The sequence below is a fragment of the Gemmiger qucibialis genome, assembly GCF_027689445.1.
GTDB classification, from domain to species: domain Bacteria; phylum Bacillota; class Clostridia; order Oscillospirales; family Ruminococcaceae; genus Gemmiger; species Gemmiger qucibialis.
Genome location: NZ_JAQFEN010000002.1, coordinates 371,113 through 389,982, shown reverse-complemented (window position 1 = coordinate 389,982; position 18,870 = coordinate 371,113). Strand labels below are relative to the sequence as shown.

At 57.5% G+C, this 18,870-nt stretch carries 13 protein-coding genes and 1 other annotated feature; of the genes, 1 reads left to right on the top strand and 12 read right to left on the bottom strand.

What is annotated here, in order from left to right; genetic code table 11:
- Positions 1–355 precede the first annotated feature (355 nt).
- The 12 genes from PG062_RS05610 to PG062_RS05555 form a co-directional block, all read right to left on the bottom strand.
- A complete protein-coding gene (locus PG062_RS05610; protein WP_270751531.1) occupies positions 356–3,595 on the bottom strand; it encodes a hypothetical protein in 3,240 nt (1,079 codons plus the stop codon).
- Entirely contained in the window at positions 3,595–6,108 is a 2,514-nt protein-coding gene (locus PG062_RS05605; RefSeq protein WP_270751530.1) for an efflux RND transporter permease subunit, read from the bottom strand. Before PG062_RS05605 ends, PG062_RS05610 begins: the two co-directional genes overlap by 1 nt.
- 389 nt (positions 6,109–6,497) lie before the next feature.
- On the bottom strand, positions 6,498–6,872 hold the full coding sequence (rplL, locus tag PG062_RS05600; protein WP_270751529.1) for a 50S ribosomal protein L7/L12: 375 nt from the start codon (positions 6,870–6,872) through the stop codon (positions 6,498–6,500).
- Positions 6,873–6,958: 86 nt separating this feature from the next.
- Entirely contained in the window at positions 6,959–7,474 is a 516-nt protein-coding gene (gene rplJ, locus PG062_RS05595; protein WP_270751528.1) for a 50S ribosomal protein L10, read from the bottom strand.
- 45 nt (positions 7,475–7,519) lie between these two features.
- Positions 7,520–7,660: a sequence feature (ribosomal protein L10 leader region), on the bottom strand.
- A 46-nt stretch (positions 7,661–7,706) separates the two neighbouring features.
- Positions 7,707–8,399 (bottom strand): 50S ribosomal protein L1, encoded by a 693-nt coding sequence (gene rplA, locus PG062_RS05590; protein WP_114000483.1) that lies wholly within the window; start codon positions 8,397–8,399, stop codon positions 7,707–7,709.
- 59 nt (positions 8,400–8,458) lie between these two features.
- Entirely contained in the window at positions 8,459–8,884 is a 426-nt protein-coding gene (rplK, locus tag PG062_RS05585) for a 50S ribosomal protein L11 (protein WP_114000482.1), read from the bottom strand.
- Positions 8,885–9,038: 154 nt separating this feature from the next.
- Positions 9,039–9,581 (bottom strand): transcription termination/antitermination protein NusG, encoded by a 543-nt coding sequence (nusG, locus tag PG062_RS05580; protein ID WP_114000481.1) that lies wholly within the window; start codon positions 9,579–9,581, stop codon positions 9,039–9,041.
- Positions 9,582–9,605: 24 nt separating this feature from the next.
- The gene (gene secE / locus PG062_RS05575; protein WP_114000480.1) at positions 9,606–9,914 is read right to left on the bottom strand and encodes a preprotein translocase subunit SecE; all 309 of its coding nucleotides are present in this window, start codon (positions 9,912–9,914) and stop codon (positions 9,606–9,608) included.
- A gap of 19 nt (positions 9,915–9,933) precedes the next feature.
- Positions 9,934–10,083 carry a 50S ribosomal protein L33 gene (rpmG, locus tag PG062_RS05570; RefSeq protein WP_114000479.1) on the bottom strand — a complete coding sequence of 50 codons (150 nt, stop codon included), beginning with the start codon at positions 10,081–10,083 and terminating at the stop codon, positions 9,934–9,936.
- Positions 10,084–10,314: 231 nt separating this feature from the next.
- Complete coding sequence (locus PG062_RS05565; RefSeq protein ID WP_270751527.1) at positions 10,315–13,854, bottom strand: UvrD-helicase domain-containing protein; 3,540 nt, start codon at positions 13,852–13,854, stop codon at positions 10,315–10,317.
- A 402-nt stretch (positions 13,855–14,256) separates the two neighbouring features.
- Positions 14,257–17,586 carry a PD-(D/E)XK nuclease family protein gene (locus tag PG062_RS05560; protein WP_270751526.1) on the bottom strand — a complete coding sequence of 1,110 codons (3,330 nt, stop codon included), beginning with the start codon at positions 17,584–17,586 and terminating at the stop codon, positions 14,257–14,259.
- A 54-nt stretch (positions 17,587–17,640) separates the two neighbouring features.
- Positions 17,641–18,279, bottom strand: a complete 639-nt coding sequence (locus tag PG062_RS05555) for a stage II sporulation protein R (RefSeq protein ID WP_270751525.1) — start codon at positions 18,277–18,279, stop codon at positions 17,641–17,643.
- Here PG062_RS05555 and PG062_RS05550 point away from each other — a divergent pair.
- The gene (locus tag PG062_RS05550; RefSeq protein WP_270751524.1) at positions 18,252–18,548 is read left to right on the top strand and encodes a hypothetical protein; all 297 of its coding nucleotides are present in this window, start codon (positions 18,252–18,254) and stop codon (positions 18,546–18,548) included. The genes PG062_RS05555 and PG062_RS05550 overlap by 28 nt on opposite strands.
- Positions 18,549–18,870 lie beyond the last annotated feature (322 nt).

The window sequence follows — 18,870 nt, the reverse complement described above, 5'->3', positions numbered from 1 at the left end:
GCACTTAGAATTATGCGGTATTGCCTAAGAAAATCCGGTTGTTTGCACCGCATTTTTAATGTGTTTTATTCCACCGTGACCACCGGGGCGCACATTGTATGCCCGCCAACCTGGCGGCATATCAATGCCAACGCAAAGACGTCACATATTTTAACAAGCCGTACACACAGCAAACAGCCGCGGGCGAACGATGTTCGCCCTTACCAAGGCATTTATATTTTTAACTTTCCTGTTCATCCGCAAACTGTAAACTAAAAACGCAAAACATCCCCCGCAAGTCAGCGATTGCTGCACCTGCGGGGGATGTTTCAACTTTATTTTTGCAGAACGTTGAAAGTTCTGCGTTTTTTATTTTTTAGTAGAACCAGCCATTTTCGGTTTCTTCGGCTCGTTTGCGTTCCTGTTCTGCTTTCTTGGTCAGGCGCTTTTTGCGGTGTTTGTGGCCCAGAATGGACAGGATAACCAGCAGCACCGCTGCCACGGCGCCGCCGATCAGAATCGGCAGCGGAATACCGGGCTTTTCTACTGCGGCAAGGGTCGTTTCGTCCGTCATGGCGGTAAACACCAGATAGCTGCCGTCCTCGGTGGTGTCTACTTTGCGCCAGCTGCCGTCAGCATCGCGCAGGTATACCACAGTATTGTCCGAAGGTGCCAGATAATGCAGCACATGGCTGTCGGAGTGGTCCTCCGGCAGGGTGATTTCCCAGCATTCCAGCAGCGTTCCCACCGCGCCGGGGCTTTCGCTGGACGGGGTCAGCGTTACTTCCGCCGTGCCAAAAGCGCCCTCTGCCAACAGGATGGGCAGGCCGTTGCGGGTATCGCCGCTCTGCACCACGGAATCCAGCGGGGTGTATACTGCTTCAATCGTCTGGTCAAACACAACATGGTCATGGTCAAAGTCCGACCATTCCGCCGTATAGCCGCCCTTGGCAGGCAGCTCCGGCGCATTGGCCATATCAAAGGCCGCACCGTACTCCACCGTAACAGCTTCCACCGTAACCTGGTTGGCGACAAAATTCAGGGTAACATTGCGGAATTCATCCGGCATGCCCTCCTGTGCCGTCAGGTCACAGAATTCCTGGAACGAAAGCGGTTCCGCCTGACCTGCATAACTTACGCCGTCAATGCCGCCCAGCGTTTCGCTGACAAAATAGTTGCCGCTCTGCTCGGACTCGGAATCCTGAAGTGCGCTGTTCAGGTTGGTGATGGAATTGCTGCTTTCCAGCCCACCGGCAATCGCGCCGACATACTCATCGCCATCCGCCAGCACAAAGCTGCGGCTGCCGGTAATGGTAAAGCCGCTGCCCGCAATGCCGCCGACATAGTTATCACCGCTCAGGCGGCACTTGGCTGCGCTGCGGCGGATGATGGACTTGCTCTGCCCGGCAATACCTCCAACATAATCCGCATCGTCCGATTCCAGATTGCCAAAGTTATAGCTTTGCAGCACCGAGCCCATATCCATGCTGCCAACAATGCCACCGCCGCCTTTTTTCTTGACATTGACAGCCCCCTTATTGATGCAGTCCCGCACCACGATGCGGGTCTTGTAGGTCACATTCAGTGAGCTGCTGCCGCTGGTTTTGGTATCATCTTCGGGGTCCAGGTCGTTTTCACGGGCCATGGCGCCGGTAATGCCGCCTGCATTGATATCGGCGTTTACCTCGCCAAGGTTCATGCAGTTGAACACTTTACCTTCGGTATCGCCATCGGTATCGCTGTCTGAAACATCTTCAAACAGGTTGTTGTCGTCCTCGCTCTGGTCTGCAGCACCAGCCAGCGTATCGCCAATTTTGTTCAGCTGGCTGCTGATGGCCTGCACATCCTGGATCAAAGCCTGGGTGTGGCTGCCGGTGTTGGTGTTCAGGCTACTGACACCGTCAATGATGGAAGCCAGGCTACCGTTCAGGCTGCTGCGGGCTGCGGTGATGGAATCGCGGTCGCTCAGCGTAATACTGGGCACCGTCAGGTCAATGTTGCTGTCGATCTGGCCTTCGCCGCCATGGTCGATGGTCACATCGCCGCCAGCGTCACCGCCGCCTTCCCCGCCAAAATCGAGATCCACATCAAAAGTAGGTTCATTGCGGCGGGGGCGGCCATGTGCTTCGCCCTCGCGGTCGTCCTCGCTCTGCTCTGCGGGCTGGTCGTCAGGCTGGTCCGGCTCCGGGGCAGGCGCCGCAGTCGGATCCGGGTCAGGGGCCGCGGTGGGGGCTTCCGTCACGGCCGGCGCTTGCGTCACAGCCGGCGTTTCGGTGGGTTCCGGGGTTTCCTCCGGTCCTTCGGTCGGCTCCGGGGTGGGCACCAGCTCAATGGTGCCGTTGATGTTGCCATTGCCGGACCCGTTGGCGCTGCCGTTGCCGCTGCCATTGATCGTACCCTGCCCGGTCAGTTTGGTCAGGTTGGTAATGTTGATGGTCTGGGTGCCGATATCAAACCCGTTGACCGTCTTATCGATCAGGGTATCCACGGCTTCGCGCGCGCTGTCCACCCGGCCGGTCAGATCATTCAGCTGGCTGGTCAGCTCACTGGAAGAAGCCGAGGCATCGTTGGTGGCCTTGTTCATCAGGGCAGAAAGGGTATTCAGTTCGCCCTGCAATTCCTGCAAGGTATCCTGGTTATATTGCAGCACGCTGGAGGGTTCCATCTGGCCCACAATGCCGCCGCCCTCCTTGCGGGCGTTGACGGTGCCATAGTTCACGCAGCCTTCCACATAGCCGGTCTGGCTGCCGGTAATACCGCCGACATTATAGCCAATGTGGCTGTAGCCAATGGTTCCGCGGTTGATGCAGGCGCGCAACACACCGGCATTGTTGCCCGCAATGCCGCCTGCATCGGTCACATCGTTGGCCTTTTCGGTTTTCAGCACATCGTCCAGGGTCAGGTCATTCAGCTTGACTTCGTTCTGGCTCACGGTGGTATTCACGCTGGCCACGTTGGTGCAGTTGGCAGCCACGCCGTCATTCTGGCCCACAACGCCGCCCACAAAGTGGCTGCCGTACACTGTGCCGCTTACCGTGCAGCCGTTGATGCTGCCCTTGACCGTATTGACACCGGCAATGCCGCCAATCTGGCTGGTGCCGGATACCACGCCGTCAAACGCGCAATTTTCAATCGTACCGGCGTTGCTGCCCGCAATGCCGCCCACGCTGGCGCGGGTTCCGCCCGGCTTGATACGGCCCTTTACCGTCATATCGCGCACCAGGGCCCCCTGCTGCACATAGCGAAACAGGCCCTGCACGCTGCCGTCCTGGCTGAGGGAAAGTCCGGTAATGGCGTGGTTCTGGCCTTCCCATGTGCCGCCAAAGCTGGGGATACCGTTAAAGTCAACACTGGAAAGGTCAATATCGGCTTCCAGCACAACGGTGCGGTTCTGGCTCCAACTGTCCAGGCGGCAGTCCTTGGCCAGCTGGATCAGGTCATCCGCACTGGAAAGGTAGACCGTATCTTTTGGGGCCGTATCCTGCACGATTTCGGTCTGGGCGGTGTCGGCTTCCTCGGCAAACACCTGGGCGGGCAGCATGGCCCCCAGCATACACAGGCAGATACACACAGAGAGGAGTTTTTCCAGCGTGCGTTTTGCTGTATTGCGTTCCATCAGACTTCCTCCCCTTCCGTATAATTTTCTGCCCATTCAGCCGCCGCTTGTTCCTTGCTTTCCGGCAGATAAAAATCAGGCTTTGTTGGTTCTATCGTTGTGCCGCTGGTAACAGAGGCTTTCAACGTACCGTTCAACGTACCCTTGATCTCGGCATCGATCACACCGTTCACATAGCCGCGCACCCGGCCGCTGACGCGCATGTTGCCGCTGGCCGTGCGGTTGACGCGGGACAGATCCACAGGAACTTTTACATCAAAGCTGGTGCGCTCCACAATGGTATCGCCGATGAGCAGGATCTGGGGCAGAACCGCCATAACCAGCACAATGGAAATGACCGTGCCGCGGCCCAGGCAGGTGCCGATGGCAGCGATGACCGGATTGGTGGTCATAACGCCGATCAGCGCACCGGCCACCGCCAGAATGGTGCCGGATGTAAAGATAGTAGGGAACGCTTCGTTCAATGCGGCGATAATTGCCTCTTTGGGCCGCATTTCTTTTTTCAGGTCAGTGTAATGGCTGGAAATAACGATAGCATAGTCAATGTTTGCACCCATCTGGATGGAGTTGACAATCAGGTAACCCAGGAAGTACAGCGATTCATGTTGGATGGTCGGCACCGAGAAGTTGATCCAGATACTGCCCTGAATGACAACGATGAGCAGCACCGGCAGACCAGCCGATTTGAAGGTGAACAGTAGGATAATGACAACAAACAAAGCAGACAGCACACTGATCAGCATATTATCCTCGCCAAAGGAGCTGGACAGATCTTTGACGTTGGTGGAGTTACCGACAATGTAGGTATCGCTGCTGTAATACTTAGCAATCAAGGCGTGCATCGTATCCAGGAAGTCCATGGTCTCGCCACTTTCTTCCGGCAGGTTCAGGTAGACAACCAGGCGGCTGTATTTATCGCTTTGCAGCTGCAGCTGTGCCTTGTTCAGCTGTTCAAACAGGTCATCCAGCGTTTCCTGAATGTCGCCGTCCAGCGTAATGTTGCCGTCTTTCATCTCCCGCTGCAGGAACATGAACATATCAAACAGCGGTACTTTATAATCGCCAAGGCCGCTGATCAACTTGCCGTATTCGTTCTGGTCCACGGCATAGGCAGCGTACAGGGCTTCGGCCACCTCGTAATCCAGCCCGGCCAGTTCTGACATCTGGCGCGGGGTCAGGGCATCGGCCAGTTTGTAGCCATCCATAGCGTCAATGTTGGCCAGGCCCTGGGTGGATTTTACTTCCGCGCAGGAATCCAGGTCCTTGAGCAGCTGGCGTTCAGAATCATAATCCCCTGTCGGCACGATCACCGCCACCATGTTGTTGACACCAAAAGTGTTCTTGATTTTCTGGTGGGCAATCTGGCTTTCACTCTGCTTGGCGGTGACCAGGTCTGTATAGCTGTAGCAGTAGGGGCACTTGTTGGCCAGCACTGCGGTGACTACAACCACAACGGCAAAAATCGGCGGGACAATAAACCGGGTGGCGACATCAAACTTGCCCAGGAAGGTGATCTTGGGGATCAGGTTTTTATGGCGGGTTGCATCGATCTTTTTGCTGAACACCATCAGCAGGCCGGGCATCAAGGTAAACACCGACAGCAAGCTGAACAGAATAGCCTTGATCAGCACGGTTGCCATATCGCGGCCAATGCCAAAGTGCATGAACGCCAAAGCCCCCAAGCCGGAAATGGTGGTCAGAGAGGAAGAGCTGATTTCGGGGATTGCCTTGGACAATGCCGCGATACAGGCCTCCCGCGTATCCTTGGTTTCGTGCTCATCCGAGAAGCGGTGGCACAGGATGATGGCGTAGTCAATGGCCAGTGCCAGCTGCAGAATAACGGTAACGGAGTTGGAGATAAAGGAAATGGTGCCACACAGGAAGTTGGTGCCCATATTCAGCAAAGCCGCCGCGCCAAAGGTCATAATCAGAACCGGAACCTCGGCATAGGAACGGGACGTAAGGGTAAGCACCAGCACGATGACGATGGCCGCCAGTACCAGAATGACGCTCATCTCGCTTTGCAGGTCTGCGGAGGTATCCACGCCGACTTCGGTATCAATATAGGTATCGTACCCGGCCAGCATATCCCGGATGGTATGCAGCGCATGGATGCTGATATCGTCCGTTGTGGTACCGTCAAACGTTACGCTGAACAGCGCCGAAGCGGATTTGTAGTGGTCCGTGGTATCATCAAAATCCACGCTGGTAACGCCATCAATGCTTTCCAGGTCACTGCAGATATTCTCGGCGGTTTCATATGTAACATTGGAAACCATCACGCGGGCTGTGCCGTATGTAACAAAGTTATCATTCATCACGGTCAGGCCCTGGCGGGTTTCGGTATCCTCCGGCAGGTAGGTAGTAATATCATTTTCCACCTTGACCCAGCCGGTTGCTACAATACTGAAAATTAACGCAAATGCATAAAGCAGAAAGAACAGGTTGCGCTTATCCACAATAAAGGTAGCGATTTTTTCCATACCGCTGCCTTTTGGCTTTTGCTCCTCCATATACACACTCCTTACCTGATTAGCCACAGTACCAAAAGCACAAAACCAACAGCACCGTGCATGGTTTGCCGGTGCACGGTGTGTGGCTGTGCCTTTCCCGTACTTAACACCCAATAATTTTATCGGCACTCTCCTGCCCTATTTTTATATGGAACCGGGCGCAGAGAGCACTTTATTTATATCATTTTTATTATAAGGATTTTTGTGTCAGAAAGAAATGGATATATCTTGAACATTTGTAAAATCACACTGTCAAATTCTCGTTTTTGTACAAAAATGAAACCGTGATTTGTGTATTTCGCGCAAAGGGGATCCAGGTGGCTGACATACAAAAACCGCCCCGCGGTTTACACCACGGGGCGGTTTGGAAAAGATTCAAGTAAGAAGAATTACTTCAGCTCAACCTTAGCGCCGACTTCTTCCAGCTTCTTCTTCATTTCCTCAGCGTCAGCCTTGGAAGCCTGCTCCTTCAGCTTAGCGTTGGCAGTCTCAACGAGCTTCTTAGCTTCCATCAGAGAAGCGCCGGTCAGCTCCTTAACAGCCTTGATGACCTGCATCTTGTTAGCGCCGACATCAGCCAGGATGACATCGAACTCGGTCTTCTCTTCCTCAACAGGAGCAGCAGCGCCAGCAGCAGCCGGAGCGGCAGCAGCAACAGCGGAAACGCCGAACTCTTCGCAAATGGTATCAACGAGCTCTTTCAGCTCGAGAACGGTCATAGTCTTGACAGACTCGACAATGGCAGTGATCTTTTCAGAAGCCATGGTAGTTACCTCCATAATTTTTATAATTGTTTGTGTGCGGCGGTTTTGTTGAGGTTTACGCCGCTTTCCTCATGCTGCAAGATAAATCAGGCAGCGGGGGTTTCTTCCTGCTTGTCGACGATCCCCTGGATCGCAACAGCCAGACCGCCGATGATCCCGTTGAGGGAGCCAGCCAGCATAGAGAGCAGGCCTTCGCGGTTGGGCATGGTGGACAGGCTCTTGACGCCAGCGGCATCCAGCACCTGGCCGTCGCAGAAGCCACCCTTAACAGTGAAGCGCTTGGACTTGTCTGCGTCAGCAACCTTGCACAGGATGCGGGCAGCAGCAGCCGGGTCCTCAGCAGACAGAGCAATTGCGGTATCACCCTTGAAGTACTCAGCAATAGCTTCGTACTGGGTGCCAGCAACAGCACGGCGCAGCATGGTGTTTTTGACAACCATGTACTCAACGCCAGCTTCACGCAGTTCCTTACGCATCTTGGTATCATCAGCAACGCTGATGCCGTTGTAAGAAACGACAACGCCAGCCAGAGAACCAGCGATCTTGGTGTTCAGTTCTGCAACATAAGCCTTCTTGGCTTCCAGAATCTTTGCACTGGGCATTTGTTTTCACCTCATTCCGCTTGTAAGATATACAGGCAAGCGGCTCTATCAAAAGAAAAAGCCACTTTCCCGTTGCCGGGAAAATGGCTTTGAAGCAAATTCAAAACGCACGTTTCTCGGCAGGTGGGTCAAACCCGTTAGGCCCCAAAGGGCGCCTGCTGTCTTAAAAACAGCTTAATTATAATAGCACGGGAATGTGCGTTTGTCAAGCATTTTTTAAGAGAAAATTCTCTTATACACCATACTTGTTGGTGGCAACGCGAACGCCGGGGCCCATGGTGGTGGCGATGGTTGCGCTCTTGAAGTACTGGCCCTTGGCAGCAGCCGGCTTAGCCTTAGCAATGGCTTCCAGGACGGTGTCCAGGTTGGCCATCAGCTTTTCAGCGCCAAAAGAAGCCTTGCCAACGGGAACATGGATGATGTTCTGCTTGTCCAGGCGGTACTCGATCTTACCGGCTTTGGCATCGGTAACAGCCTTGCCAACGTCGGGGGTAACGGTGCCAGCCTTCGGGTTCGGCATCAGACCACGAGGTCCGAGGATCTTACCCAAGCGGCCAACGCGGCCCATCATATCCGGGGTGGTAACCAGAACGTCGAAGTCCAGGTAGCCGCCCTGGATCTTGGCGATCAGATCATCATCGCCAACTTCCTGAGCACCGGCAGCCTCAGCAGCCTTAGCAGCGTCGCCCTTGCAGATAGCAACAACGCGAACGTTTTTGCCAGTGCCGTTGGGCAGAACAACAGCGCCGCGGACCTGCTGATCAGCATGGCGGCTGTCAACGCCAAGGCGGACATGCAGCTCAACGGTCTCGTCGAACTTGGCCTTAGCGGTCTTGCAGCACAGCTCCAGGGCTTCCTGGGGCTCGTAGGTCTTGGTACGGTCGATCAGCTTAGCGCTGTCGACATAATGTTTACCGTGATTCATTACTTTATTCCTCCATTGTGGTAGTTATCGGATTTATCCTCCCACGCAAAAGAGCTTGATCAGCCCTCGACGGTGACGCCCATGCTGCGGCAGGTGCCCTTGATCATGCTGACGGCAGCTTCCAGAGAAGCAGCGTTCAGGTCAGGCATTTTGGTCTTGGCGATCTCTTCGGCCTGAGCCAGAGTGATGGAGCCAACCTTGTTCTTGTTGGGCACGCCAGAGGCGGTGTCGATGCCAGCGGCCTTCTTGATCAGGACCGGAGCCGGCGGGGTCTTGGTGATGAAGCTGAAGGAACGGTCAGCGTAAACAGTGATGACAACGGGGATGATCATGCCGATCTGGCCCTTGGTACGTTCGTTGAACTCCTTGGTGAACGCCATGATGTTAACGCCCTTCTGGCCCAGAGCAGGACCAACAGGGGGAGCCGGAGTTGCCTTGCCGGCGGGAATTTGCAGCTTAATGTAGCCAGTGATTTTCTGTGCCATGATAAATTGCACCTCCAAAATTTGTGGTGAGTTGCGGCCCGCGGTGCAGGCCTCCCACGAGCATGCGACCCTCGCACGCTCTATAAAAACTGCTCATGCGCAGTTTCTACCGGAATTACTTGCCTGTTGCCAGGCGATTTGCGCTAAGTTCCGCTTACAGAAGTTTGACTTCGTGCAGACCAAGTTCTGCCGGGATTTCGCGGCCAAACATGTTGATCTTGATGCGGACCTTGCGTTCGTCGAGATTGATCTCTTCCACCGTACCGATGGAACCTTCCATTGTGCCGGAAGTGATCTCGACATTGTCGCCCACGGCATAATCGACTTCGGGCGCGGCAACGCCGTTATCAACGCCGAGCTTGGCGACTTCCTCCTCCGAGAGGGGTTCCGGCTTGGAAGCCGGGCCGACAAAACCGGTGCAGCCGCGGGTGTTGCGGACAATGTACCAGGTATTATCGTTCATGACCATTTTGACAAAGACATAGCCGGGGTAGATCTTGCGCTGAACTTCTTTTTCGCCGATCTTATTGCCGGTTTTATCAAACTGATCCTCCATCACGGTCTCGGTGGGGACCTTGACATCGCAGATAAGATCCTGAATGCGGCGGTTTTCCACCATGGTCATCAGATCCGTTGCGACTTTGTTTTCATAGCCGGAATAGGTATGCACAACATACCAATATGCTTGTTCAGCCATAGTTGCCTCCGCTCAAAAGCCGGTTCACGCGCCGATCAGCAGGTGAATGATACCGCCAAACGCCATGTCCAGCAGCACCAGCACAACAGCCGCGATTACCACAACCACAATAACGGTAATGGTGTTGTTGCGGGTGTCTTCCTTGCTGGGCCACACAACCTTTTTCAGCTCGCTTTTGGTATCACGGAAATACTTGGTGATACGGCCAAAAAAGTTTTTGACCTTGGCAGTGAAGGGAACCTTCTTTTTGCCGTCGTTTGCCTTAGCCTTTTTGTCAGCTTTAGCTTCTTCCGGCTTGGCGGCGGTCTGGTTTACCGCTTTGTTATCAGCCATCTTAAAAGCTCCTTCAAACTTACTTTGTTTCGCGGTGAACAGTATGCTTCTTGCAGAAACGGCAATACTTCTTCATCTCAAGACGATCCGGGTTGTTCTTCTTGTTCTTTTCCTTGTTGTAGTTACGCTGCTTGCACTCGGTGCAGGCCAGGGTGATCTTGACAGTCATTCGTTCGGCACCTCCAATTAACGGTTTATACGGGTGCAGCACCGAAGTTAAAGCTTGATGCTTTGCGCTGCGCCCAAAGGCCTCCCTCGTTGTGCAAAGGGTTGCCGCCCTTTGCGCCCGCGGGCCCTGTGCCTAAAAATGGGCACAAAAAAATAGACCCGCAAAAGAGGTATTACTATAATAGCATACCAACCCCCGTGCGTCAAGGGGGGCAGGCAGAAAAAAATCACGTTATCTGCCCAAAAGTTTATCGCCTATTCCAAAGGCGGCATATTCCAGCGGGATATCGATCTCATCCTGCATGGCGAACGAGTAGATGGTCAGCTTTGTTACCGGCACCGGCAAACGCAGGGCAAACGCACGGCGGTACAGCCGCAGCTGCGCGGCATAGCTCTCAATATAATAGGTGGCATTGCGGCTTTTATCGGTTTTATAGTCCAGAATTTCGGCGTGGTCGTCAAACACCAGCACCACATCGGCAATGCCCTGCACCAGCACCGGGGCCTTGGCCGCTCTACCCTGCCCCGCCGCTTCGGGGACGACTTCTCCGGCCGGCAGCGCGGTAATGAACGGTTCTTCCCGCAGGACCTGGCGGGCAGCGGCAATGCGCTGCCATACCCCGCTGGCAAAAAACGGGCGTACCTGTTCCAGATCCAGCACTTTGGCCAGCTCTGGGTCCAGCAGGTGCAGGTCCAGCTGGCGTTGCACTTCGGCTTCCAGCTCTGGCGGCTGCGGGCCAAAGGGGACGCTCTGCAAAAACGCATGGATGGCCGTGCCGCGTTCCGCCCCGGTCATGCCGGACTTTTGCAAAAAGGCCGGGCGGCGCAGGGTCAGTTCCTGTTTGGTGTGGGTCACGGCGCTGACACTGACTTTAACCGGGATGGTTTCCAGCGCTTTGTTGGGGCTTTGCCATGTAAACGCTTCCAGCAGGCGTTCGGTCAGGGCATCGTCCGGCAGGGCCGGGGCTTCCGGCTCCGCTGCCTGCACCGCGGGGGGCGGGTCCAGCAGGCGGATGTTCAGCGGCGCTTCCGTTGGGATATGATGGGGCAGCAGTTCGCTGTATTTCCACAGTTCCTCGCTGGCCGGGTGCAGCATAGCTGCCGTCAGCAGCCAGAGCGCCCAGTTCTGTGCCCCCAGCATGGCTTCGGCATCCGTTGCCTCGGCGCTGGCAAACATGGCCGGATTTTTCAATTCACTTTCCGGTCTTTTCAGCGGTACCGTAATGATCAGCGCATCCTGCGCACGGGTCAGCGCCACATATAAAATGCGCATTTCCTCGCTGAGTGTTTCACGTTTGATCGTCTGCACCACGGCGGTATAAGGCAGCGTTTTGTAGCGGCTGGCACTGCTGCCCGCGCGCAGCATCAGGCCAATGCCCAGCTCCTTATGATACAGCACCGGATAGATGGCATCGCTCTGGTTGAACTTGTGGGAGGTGTTGGCCACAAACACCACCGGGAATTCCAGCCCTTTGGAGCGGTGGACCGTCATAATGCTCACGCAGCCGGGGCGGCTTTGGCCGATGGAAGGCGCCTGCACCCCGCTGCCCGCCTTGGCGGCATCCATTGCGCGCACCAGGGCCGAAAGACCGCGCGCCCCGGCGTTCGCTGCCCACGCGGCAAATGCCAGCAGGTCATCCCGGCAGCGGGCACCGTCCGGCATGGCGCCGACCGCCGCCAGGTAACCCGTGCGGGCAAACAGCTCTTCGATCAGCTGCCCCACCGTCAGGGTACGGGCCAGCTCGCGGTAAACCTCCATATCCTGCAAAAACGGTGCAAAGCGCGGGTCGCTGCCGTGCAGCACCGCCGCATACAGGCTGCCGCCGCGCACAGCCGCGCGCAGCTGCACCAGATCATCCGGCGTGTAAGGGTACAGCGGGCTGAGCAGCACAGAGGAAAGCTCCACATCCTGTGCCGGGTTATCCAGCACACGCAGCAGTGCGGCAAAGGGGCGCACATGAGGGGCGTCCAGCAGGTCAGCCGCCACATCGGCATAAACCGGGATCTCCAGCGCGGTCAGGGCAGCTTCATACAGCGCAAAGTCCGAACGGCCGCGCAGCAGAATACAGAAATCGTCATACTGGCAGGGGCGGGTTTTGCCGGGTTCGGCGTCCCGCACGGGGTAACCATCCGCCATCATCTGGGCAATGCGTGCAGCAATGGTGCGGGCATCTGCCGCGGTATCGGCTTCGCGGATCACATCCAGCTCGCACAGGCCGGGGTAGGTTTCGCCTTTTCTGCCCACCACAAGGCGCTGGCCATCGCCGTAATCAATGCCGCCGAGCCGCCGGGAGAAAAACGTTTCAAAAAAGTAGTTGATCCCCCGGATTACATCCGGCGCACTGCGGAAGTTGGCATCCAGCGCAATGGTGGCCGGTTCCGGGTAAGGTACCGGGGCATCGGCCGGGTAGGGCTGCCACGCCGTCTGCTTGCCCACAAAGACGGAGGGGTCCGCCTGGCGGAAACGGTAAATGCTCTGCTTGATATCCCCCACAAAAAACAGGTTAGAAGCATCCGGCGCGGCAAGGGCAAAGTAGATGGCATCCTGCAGCGCGTTGGTATCCTGGTATTCGTCCACCAGCACAGCAGAGTACCGCGCGCTGACGGTACGGCACAGGCTGGTGCGCTCGCACTCCGGTGTCAGCAGCAGTTCCAGCGTCATGTGCTCCAGGTCTGCATAGTCCAGCACTTTTTCTGCCAGTTTAGCTTCCAGCAGTGTGCGGCGGTACTGCTCCACTGCGCGGACCAGCGCAGCCACAAGCGGGGCGGCGCGGCGGCGGTCTGCCTGATAGTCAGCTGCCGGGCAGAGCAAAAAGTCCGTTCTCAGGGTCGCTATCTGTTTTTTGGCGCGGTCCCGCAGCATATTGGCCGACATTGCCGCTATGTTGGATGCGATCCCACCGGGCACCCGCCCGGCTCTGCGCCAGTTATCTGCGTTATCCAGTGCTTCCGGAACGGTGTCCCACGCGCCGTGATCGAGCCGATCCAGCACCAGCAGCATGCGGTCTTCGTCATCCATCAGTACAGCTGTCAGGGCTTTATCCGCCGCCGGGTCCTTCGCTGCAATTTTTTGCGCCGTGCGCAAAAGGCGCAATACGCCCTTGATCCGCGCAGAGGTTTCTCGCAGAACGGCCTGCCCCCACTGGGTCTTTTCCGGTGGGGCATCGCTCTGCCACATTTCAACAAAGCGCTGCAGCGCCTGCGCCGGGTGTGGCAGCGCCTGGGTAAAGTGATACAGTTCCTGCACCGCCCGGCCTGTGGTATCATCCGTCCGGCCGCGGTCATACAGGTCCGCAAAGGCACAGAAGTCAGGATCGGTATATGCCTGTTCCAGCACGGTGGAAAGGGTTTCCTGCTGCAGGCGCACCAGGGTAGCGTCATCCGCAATGGTAAAATCCGGCGGAACATCCAGAGCCGAAAAGTTCTGCTGCACAAAATGCAGGCAGAACGCATCCACTGTGCCGATGGATGCCCGCTGCAGCCGCATCTGCTGGCGGCGCAGGCGCACATCCTGTGGATGCTGGCGAATCTCTGCTGCCAGGCGCTTGGTAATATCCGCCCGCAGCTTGGCCGCTGCCGCATTGGTAAATGTCATGATCAACAGAGAATCTGCATCCACCGGGTGGTCCGGGTCGGTGATCAGCCCCGCCACACGTTCCACCAGCACCCGCGTTTTGCCGGAGCCGGCCGCAGCCGAAACCAACAGGCTGCCGCCGCGGGCCTGAATGGCCGCGGCCTGCGCCGGGGTAAATTGAATTTTCGCTTCCGCCATTGTTGTCTCCTTATCCGGCGTTTTTGCATTTTAAGGTATATCTGAAAGCAAAGAAAATAACGACAATTTTACAAACACAAGACGAATTCCAATGGCAATACCGCATAATTCTAAGTGCCGATACGGCGAGCGAGGTGCGGCAGATGCTAAGCCAAAAGCGCAGATAATACTGGATGCTGCAAAGGTGAGCGCCGCCAGTGGCGGAAACAGCGAACCGAAGCAGGGGCAGCGGTCGCAGAGTGCGAGGGGCTTTTGCCCCCGAAGCACGATGCGTGTACCGCAACCCGACATTATCGAGCATTTTGGCAACGCAGATGCCGTGCTGCAGCTGCCGGAGCGGTGCTTAAGCCGCAAGGCGGGAATTATGCGGTGTTGCCTTGACTTTCCAGCTGCCCCGCCGGTTTACTCTGCGCCAAACGGGTCGTCCGGTTTAAGCGGTGTGCGCTCCCCTTCGCCGTCCGCATGACGGCAGACGGTGCGGTACTCACACCAAAGGCAGGGGCTTTTGCCTGCATTGGGCACCAGCGGGGCCGCGTCGATTTCACCGCTGTACAGGTTCTTGGCCATATCGGTCAGCATTCCATCCAGGTGGTCCCGGATGCGGTTGAACTTTTCCCGGTCAGCCAGCCGCGCTTTGGCCGACTGTGCCGTTGGCTCCCCGGTTTTGGCGCTGAAGCTGAGGGGCACAAAGGCACCGGTGCCCCTGGTATCCATGGCATGGTAAATGCTCGGCTCATCCAGCAGCAGTCCTTCCAGCGGGTAGTTCTGCGCCTGCAAAGGTTCTGCATCATCTGTTTCCGGTCGAATGATATTTTCCGGCGCGGGATCCGCCCACAGGTATTCTACCCCGGCTGCCGTGCCCTGCGAGAACAGATGCCCGCCGTTGCGTTCCAGGGTAAACAGGTAGAGCAGCATCTGGCAGTCCAGGCCGTAATACACTTCCCGCAGGTCAAACTTTTTGGTTCCGGTCTTATAGTCCACCACACGGATGTAGGTTTTGCCGCCCAGTTCCATGGTATCCACACGATCCACCGTACCCACAATACGCACCGTGTGCCCCCTGCCATCGTCCAGCTGAACGGGGTCCACGCGTGGGGCATCCGGGTCATCGCTGTCCGGGCGGTCATCAATGCGCAGCTCAAACGCCACGGGCTGAAAGCCGGACTGCCGCACATCCCGCTGGATGAACCCCAGCAGCCCCACCAGGTTGCGCTGGATCCGCCCCAGCAGGTAGTTCATCCGCACCCCCGCGCCGGGCAGGTTGGCGGCGGTGTATTCCTGCACCAGGCTTTCCACCAGCTGTTCCAGCTGCGGCTGGGTCAATTTGGCAAAGGCACTGCCCTCCCGGCGCAGGGCCTGCTCCAACACCCAGTGGGTCAGCGTACCGCTGATATTGGGGGCCAGTTCGGCTTTCTGGCGCGGGCGCGCCCCCAGCACATACTGCATAAAATAGGCAAACGGACAGCTGATGTACCGTTCAAACCGCGTGGGGCTGATGCGCACACTGGGGCCAAGAATACTTTCCAGTGCCTTGACATCCTCCACGCGGGCGGGCTTGCGCTGGGCGGCGCGCTGCACGGCGGCATAGCCGGGTGCGGCCTGCGCGCTGCCCTCCACGGCTGCCAGTGCCGCCTGCACCGATGCCCGCTGCGGGGTGTTCTGCTGCCAGACATCCCCCAGCAGGTCAAGCGCAGCGGCGGGTGTTGCGGCCAGCTCTTCCGGCTGCACCACCGCCGGCGGCACCCGCAGCAATTCCAGCGCCGGGGCCAATGCCGCCGTGCCGGGCAGGCCCGCAGCGCCGCCCGGCCAGCTGAGCCACAGGTATTTCTGCGCCACCGTCAGTGCCTTATAAAAGCAGACCTGCTCACGGATCACACGGTTTTCAAAGCAGTCGGGCAGTTCCGCGCCAAGCGCGATCATGGTATCGCGGTCAGCGTGGCTCAAAAGGCCGGTATCCCCCGGTGTCTGGGGAAACTCCCCTTCTGCCAGCCCCATCACAAACACGGCCTCGGTTTCGGGCAGGCGCATGCGGCCAGCGGTGGTAAAGATCACGCTGTCCATGCTTTGCGGAATATGCCCCATATCCGTGGTGCGCAGCAGCAGGGTGAACAGGTCATCATAATCAGCTGGGGTGATGGTCTCCCCTGCGGGCAGCAGGTGCACCATCTGGTCCAGCAGCTCGGTGATCACATTCCATTCCCGCAGGGCTTCGTCCGCGTTGGGCAGGTCCCCGCATGCACGCAGGCCATCGGTCAGCTTCTGCAGGGCCTCCTCCGCCCCCAGGCTTTGCAAAAAGTAGTAAATTTGCGCCGTCAGGGTGGCGGTATCCGCATTGCGGGCACGGTCCATAAATTTCTGTACCCGCGGCACCAAAAAGCTGCGGGCTTCCTCGGCGCGCTGCAGGTCCTGCTGGCTCTGCTCGCTCATCCGGTCGGTGTAGCCCTCCGGGTTGCGGGTAAAGGGTTCCCGCCAGTCCTGCGCATGCAGCGGCCAGGTATAGGCATAGTTTTCCAGTGCGCACTGGCTGTCCCGGTCCAGGTCCACCAAGCCGGTTTTCAGCAGGCGCAGCAGCGCCGTGGTGGTCAGACCGCCGCGCAGCAGATCCAGCGCTGCATGGATCGCACGGGCCGGGGCGGTGTTTTCCGGCGTTGTGGGTTCATCACAGAACAACGGGATATTTTGCAGCCGGAATTCATACCGGATCTGCAGCAGGTACTGGTCGACCGTGCGGCAAATCACCGCCATTTTGTTATACGGCACACCCGCACGGGCACGCGCTTTGACGGCTGCCGCCACGGCCTTAGCCTCCGCCTGGCGGCTGTCCGCCTTATAATAGGTAATAGCCGGGGCGGCGGGGTCCACCTCTGCCTCCGGCGTATAGGTCGGATCCGCCAGCAAAAGGCCAAGCTCCGCCAGCACAGGGGCATCTTTGTGGCGCATATCCTGGGTCAGGCGGATTTCTTTACAGGGCACCCCCGCACTGGCCGCCATGGATTTCAAGGTATTGGCCACCCGCCGCGCACCGCTGAACACGCCATCGTCCGCCTGGTCCGGAGCCTGGTCACAGCACAGGCTTACCGTTACATCGGCAACCGGCAGCATGGCCGCCAGCATGGCGCGCTTGGAGTGGTTGAATGTATCAAATTCATCAATGTACACCGTGCGGCCCGCAAAAAAGGCCTGGTCCAGGCTTTTGGCCGCCAGCTCCACGCGGTCGCCGGGGTCCATGGCCGTTTGGGCCAGCAGGGTTTCATAGGTTCCAAAAATCAGGGCCAGTTCCCCCAGCTTATCTTTGTCCGCACCGGGGGCGTTGGCATAATCCGCCAGGGTCTCCGGGCGGATGCCCGCGCTTTTCAGCTCGCTGATGGTTTCCGCCGCCTTCTGGCAGAACGCAGCGCTGCGGCGCTGGCGGCTGTAATACACCACCTTGTCCATCATTTCATCCATAGCGCGGCGCACCAGCACGGCGCGTCCGGCCTCGCTCAGCGTGGGCACCGCCGCACCGCCATAGCGGCGCAGCAGGATTTCGGCCAGCGAGGTAAAGGAATAGCTCTCCACATAGGCAGAAAGTTCATCCCCCAGTGCGTGGTAAAGCGCACCTTCGGTCGAAGATGTAAACTGCTCCGGCACAATCAGGATGCTGCGCTGCCGGCTGCGCGCACGCTGGCGCAGTTCTTCCCGCAGGCGCACCGATTTTCCGCTGCCCGAAGGGCCAAGGATCAAGGTCAGCATGGTGTTCCTCTTTCTTTTGCAGAGCTTCTTCTTGCACGCCCTGCCGCCATTTTGTCAATCCGTTATTTTCTGCCACACGCTGCGGGCGGTATCCAACAGAGCAAACCGCACCTGATAGCCGCCAAACACCAGCGCGTTTTCTTCCGTATCCGCATACCTGGCTTCGCTGCTGCCCACGCAGAGCGCCGGGTACAGCACACAGAACCAGTTGTGCCCCTGGGCGCTGCCCAGTTCGATCCGCAGCGCCGTGTAAGTACCCGCCGGCAGCCAGAAGCCGGAATAGCGGCGGGCTGCAAACGGGATTTCTTCCAGCCTGCACTGTACCTGTTGGCTGCTGCCCGCATGGCGCAGCGTCCGTTGGGCTGTGCGCTGCAGGTCCGGCATGGCTGTGCGCAGGGTCTGCACCGCCTGCTGCTTGGTTTCGGCATACTGCGTTGCGGCTGTCACCTGTTCCAAAACAGCATCCCGCACCTGCAATTTCAGCAGCTGATCCTCCACTGTATCGCTGTTGGCTAAAATGTGCAGCCGCAGCGTATCCCCGCACACACGGGCACACACAGTTTGATACCGCACAGCCGCTGCAGTAAGTACAATGGTCAGCAGCAGGCCGCAGGCACAGCCCCATTCCAGAATTTTGCGAATCCTTAGCGGGCTAGCCCCGGCAGATGGTAATTTTTGCAGCAGTTTTTTCATCAGCGTTTCCCCCTTTTGCTGCAAAAGCAAAAAGCCGGCCCGGCAACAAACGCCCGGTGGCCGGCAATGCTTTTGTCTGCACGCTGCGCAGTTCCCTGCGCCGTGCCTTGCCCCTTGACGGCTTGATGTTACAAGCAGTATGGGGCCAAAGGAAAGCTGTTATTCAATTATTTTACGTTATCTACTCTTTATGTGATGTGCCCATGCATTTTTCTACACCACTATATTTTCTTTGTCTATATAGGCAACACCGCACAATTCCCGCCTGACGGCTTAAGCACTGCTCCGGCGGCTGCGGCACGGCATCTGCGTTGCCAAAATGCTCGATAATGTCGGGTTGCGGTACCCGCATCGTGCTTCGGGGGCAAAAGCCCCTCGCACTCTGCGACCGCTGCCCCTGCTTCGGTTCGCTGTTTCCGCCACTGGCGGCGCTCACCTTTGCAGCATCCAGTATTATCTGCGCTTTTGGCTTAGCATCTGCCGCACCTCGCTCGCCGTATCGGCACTTAGAATTATGCGGTATTGCCTATAGTTTTTATAAACCATAAAAGGCATAAAACCAAAGACGCAAAAGCTATTGGCAGGTCACAT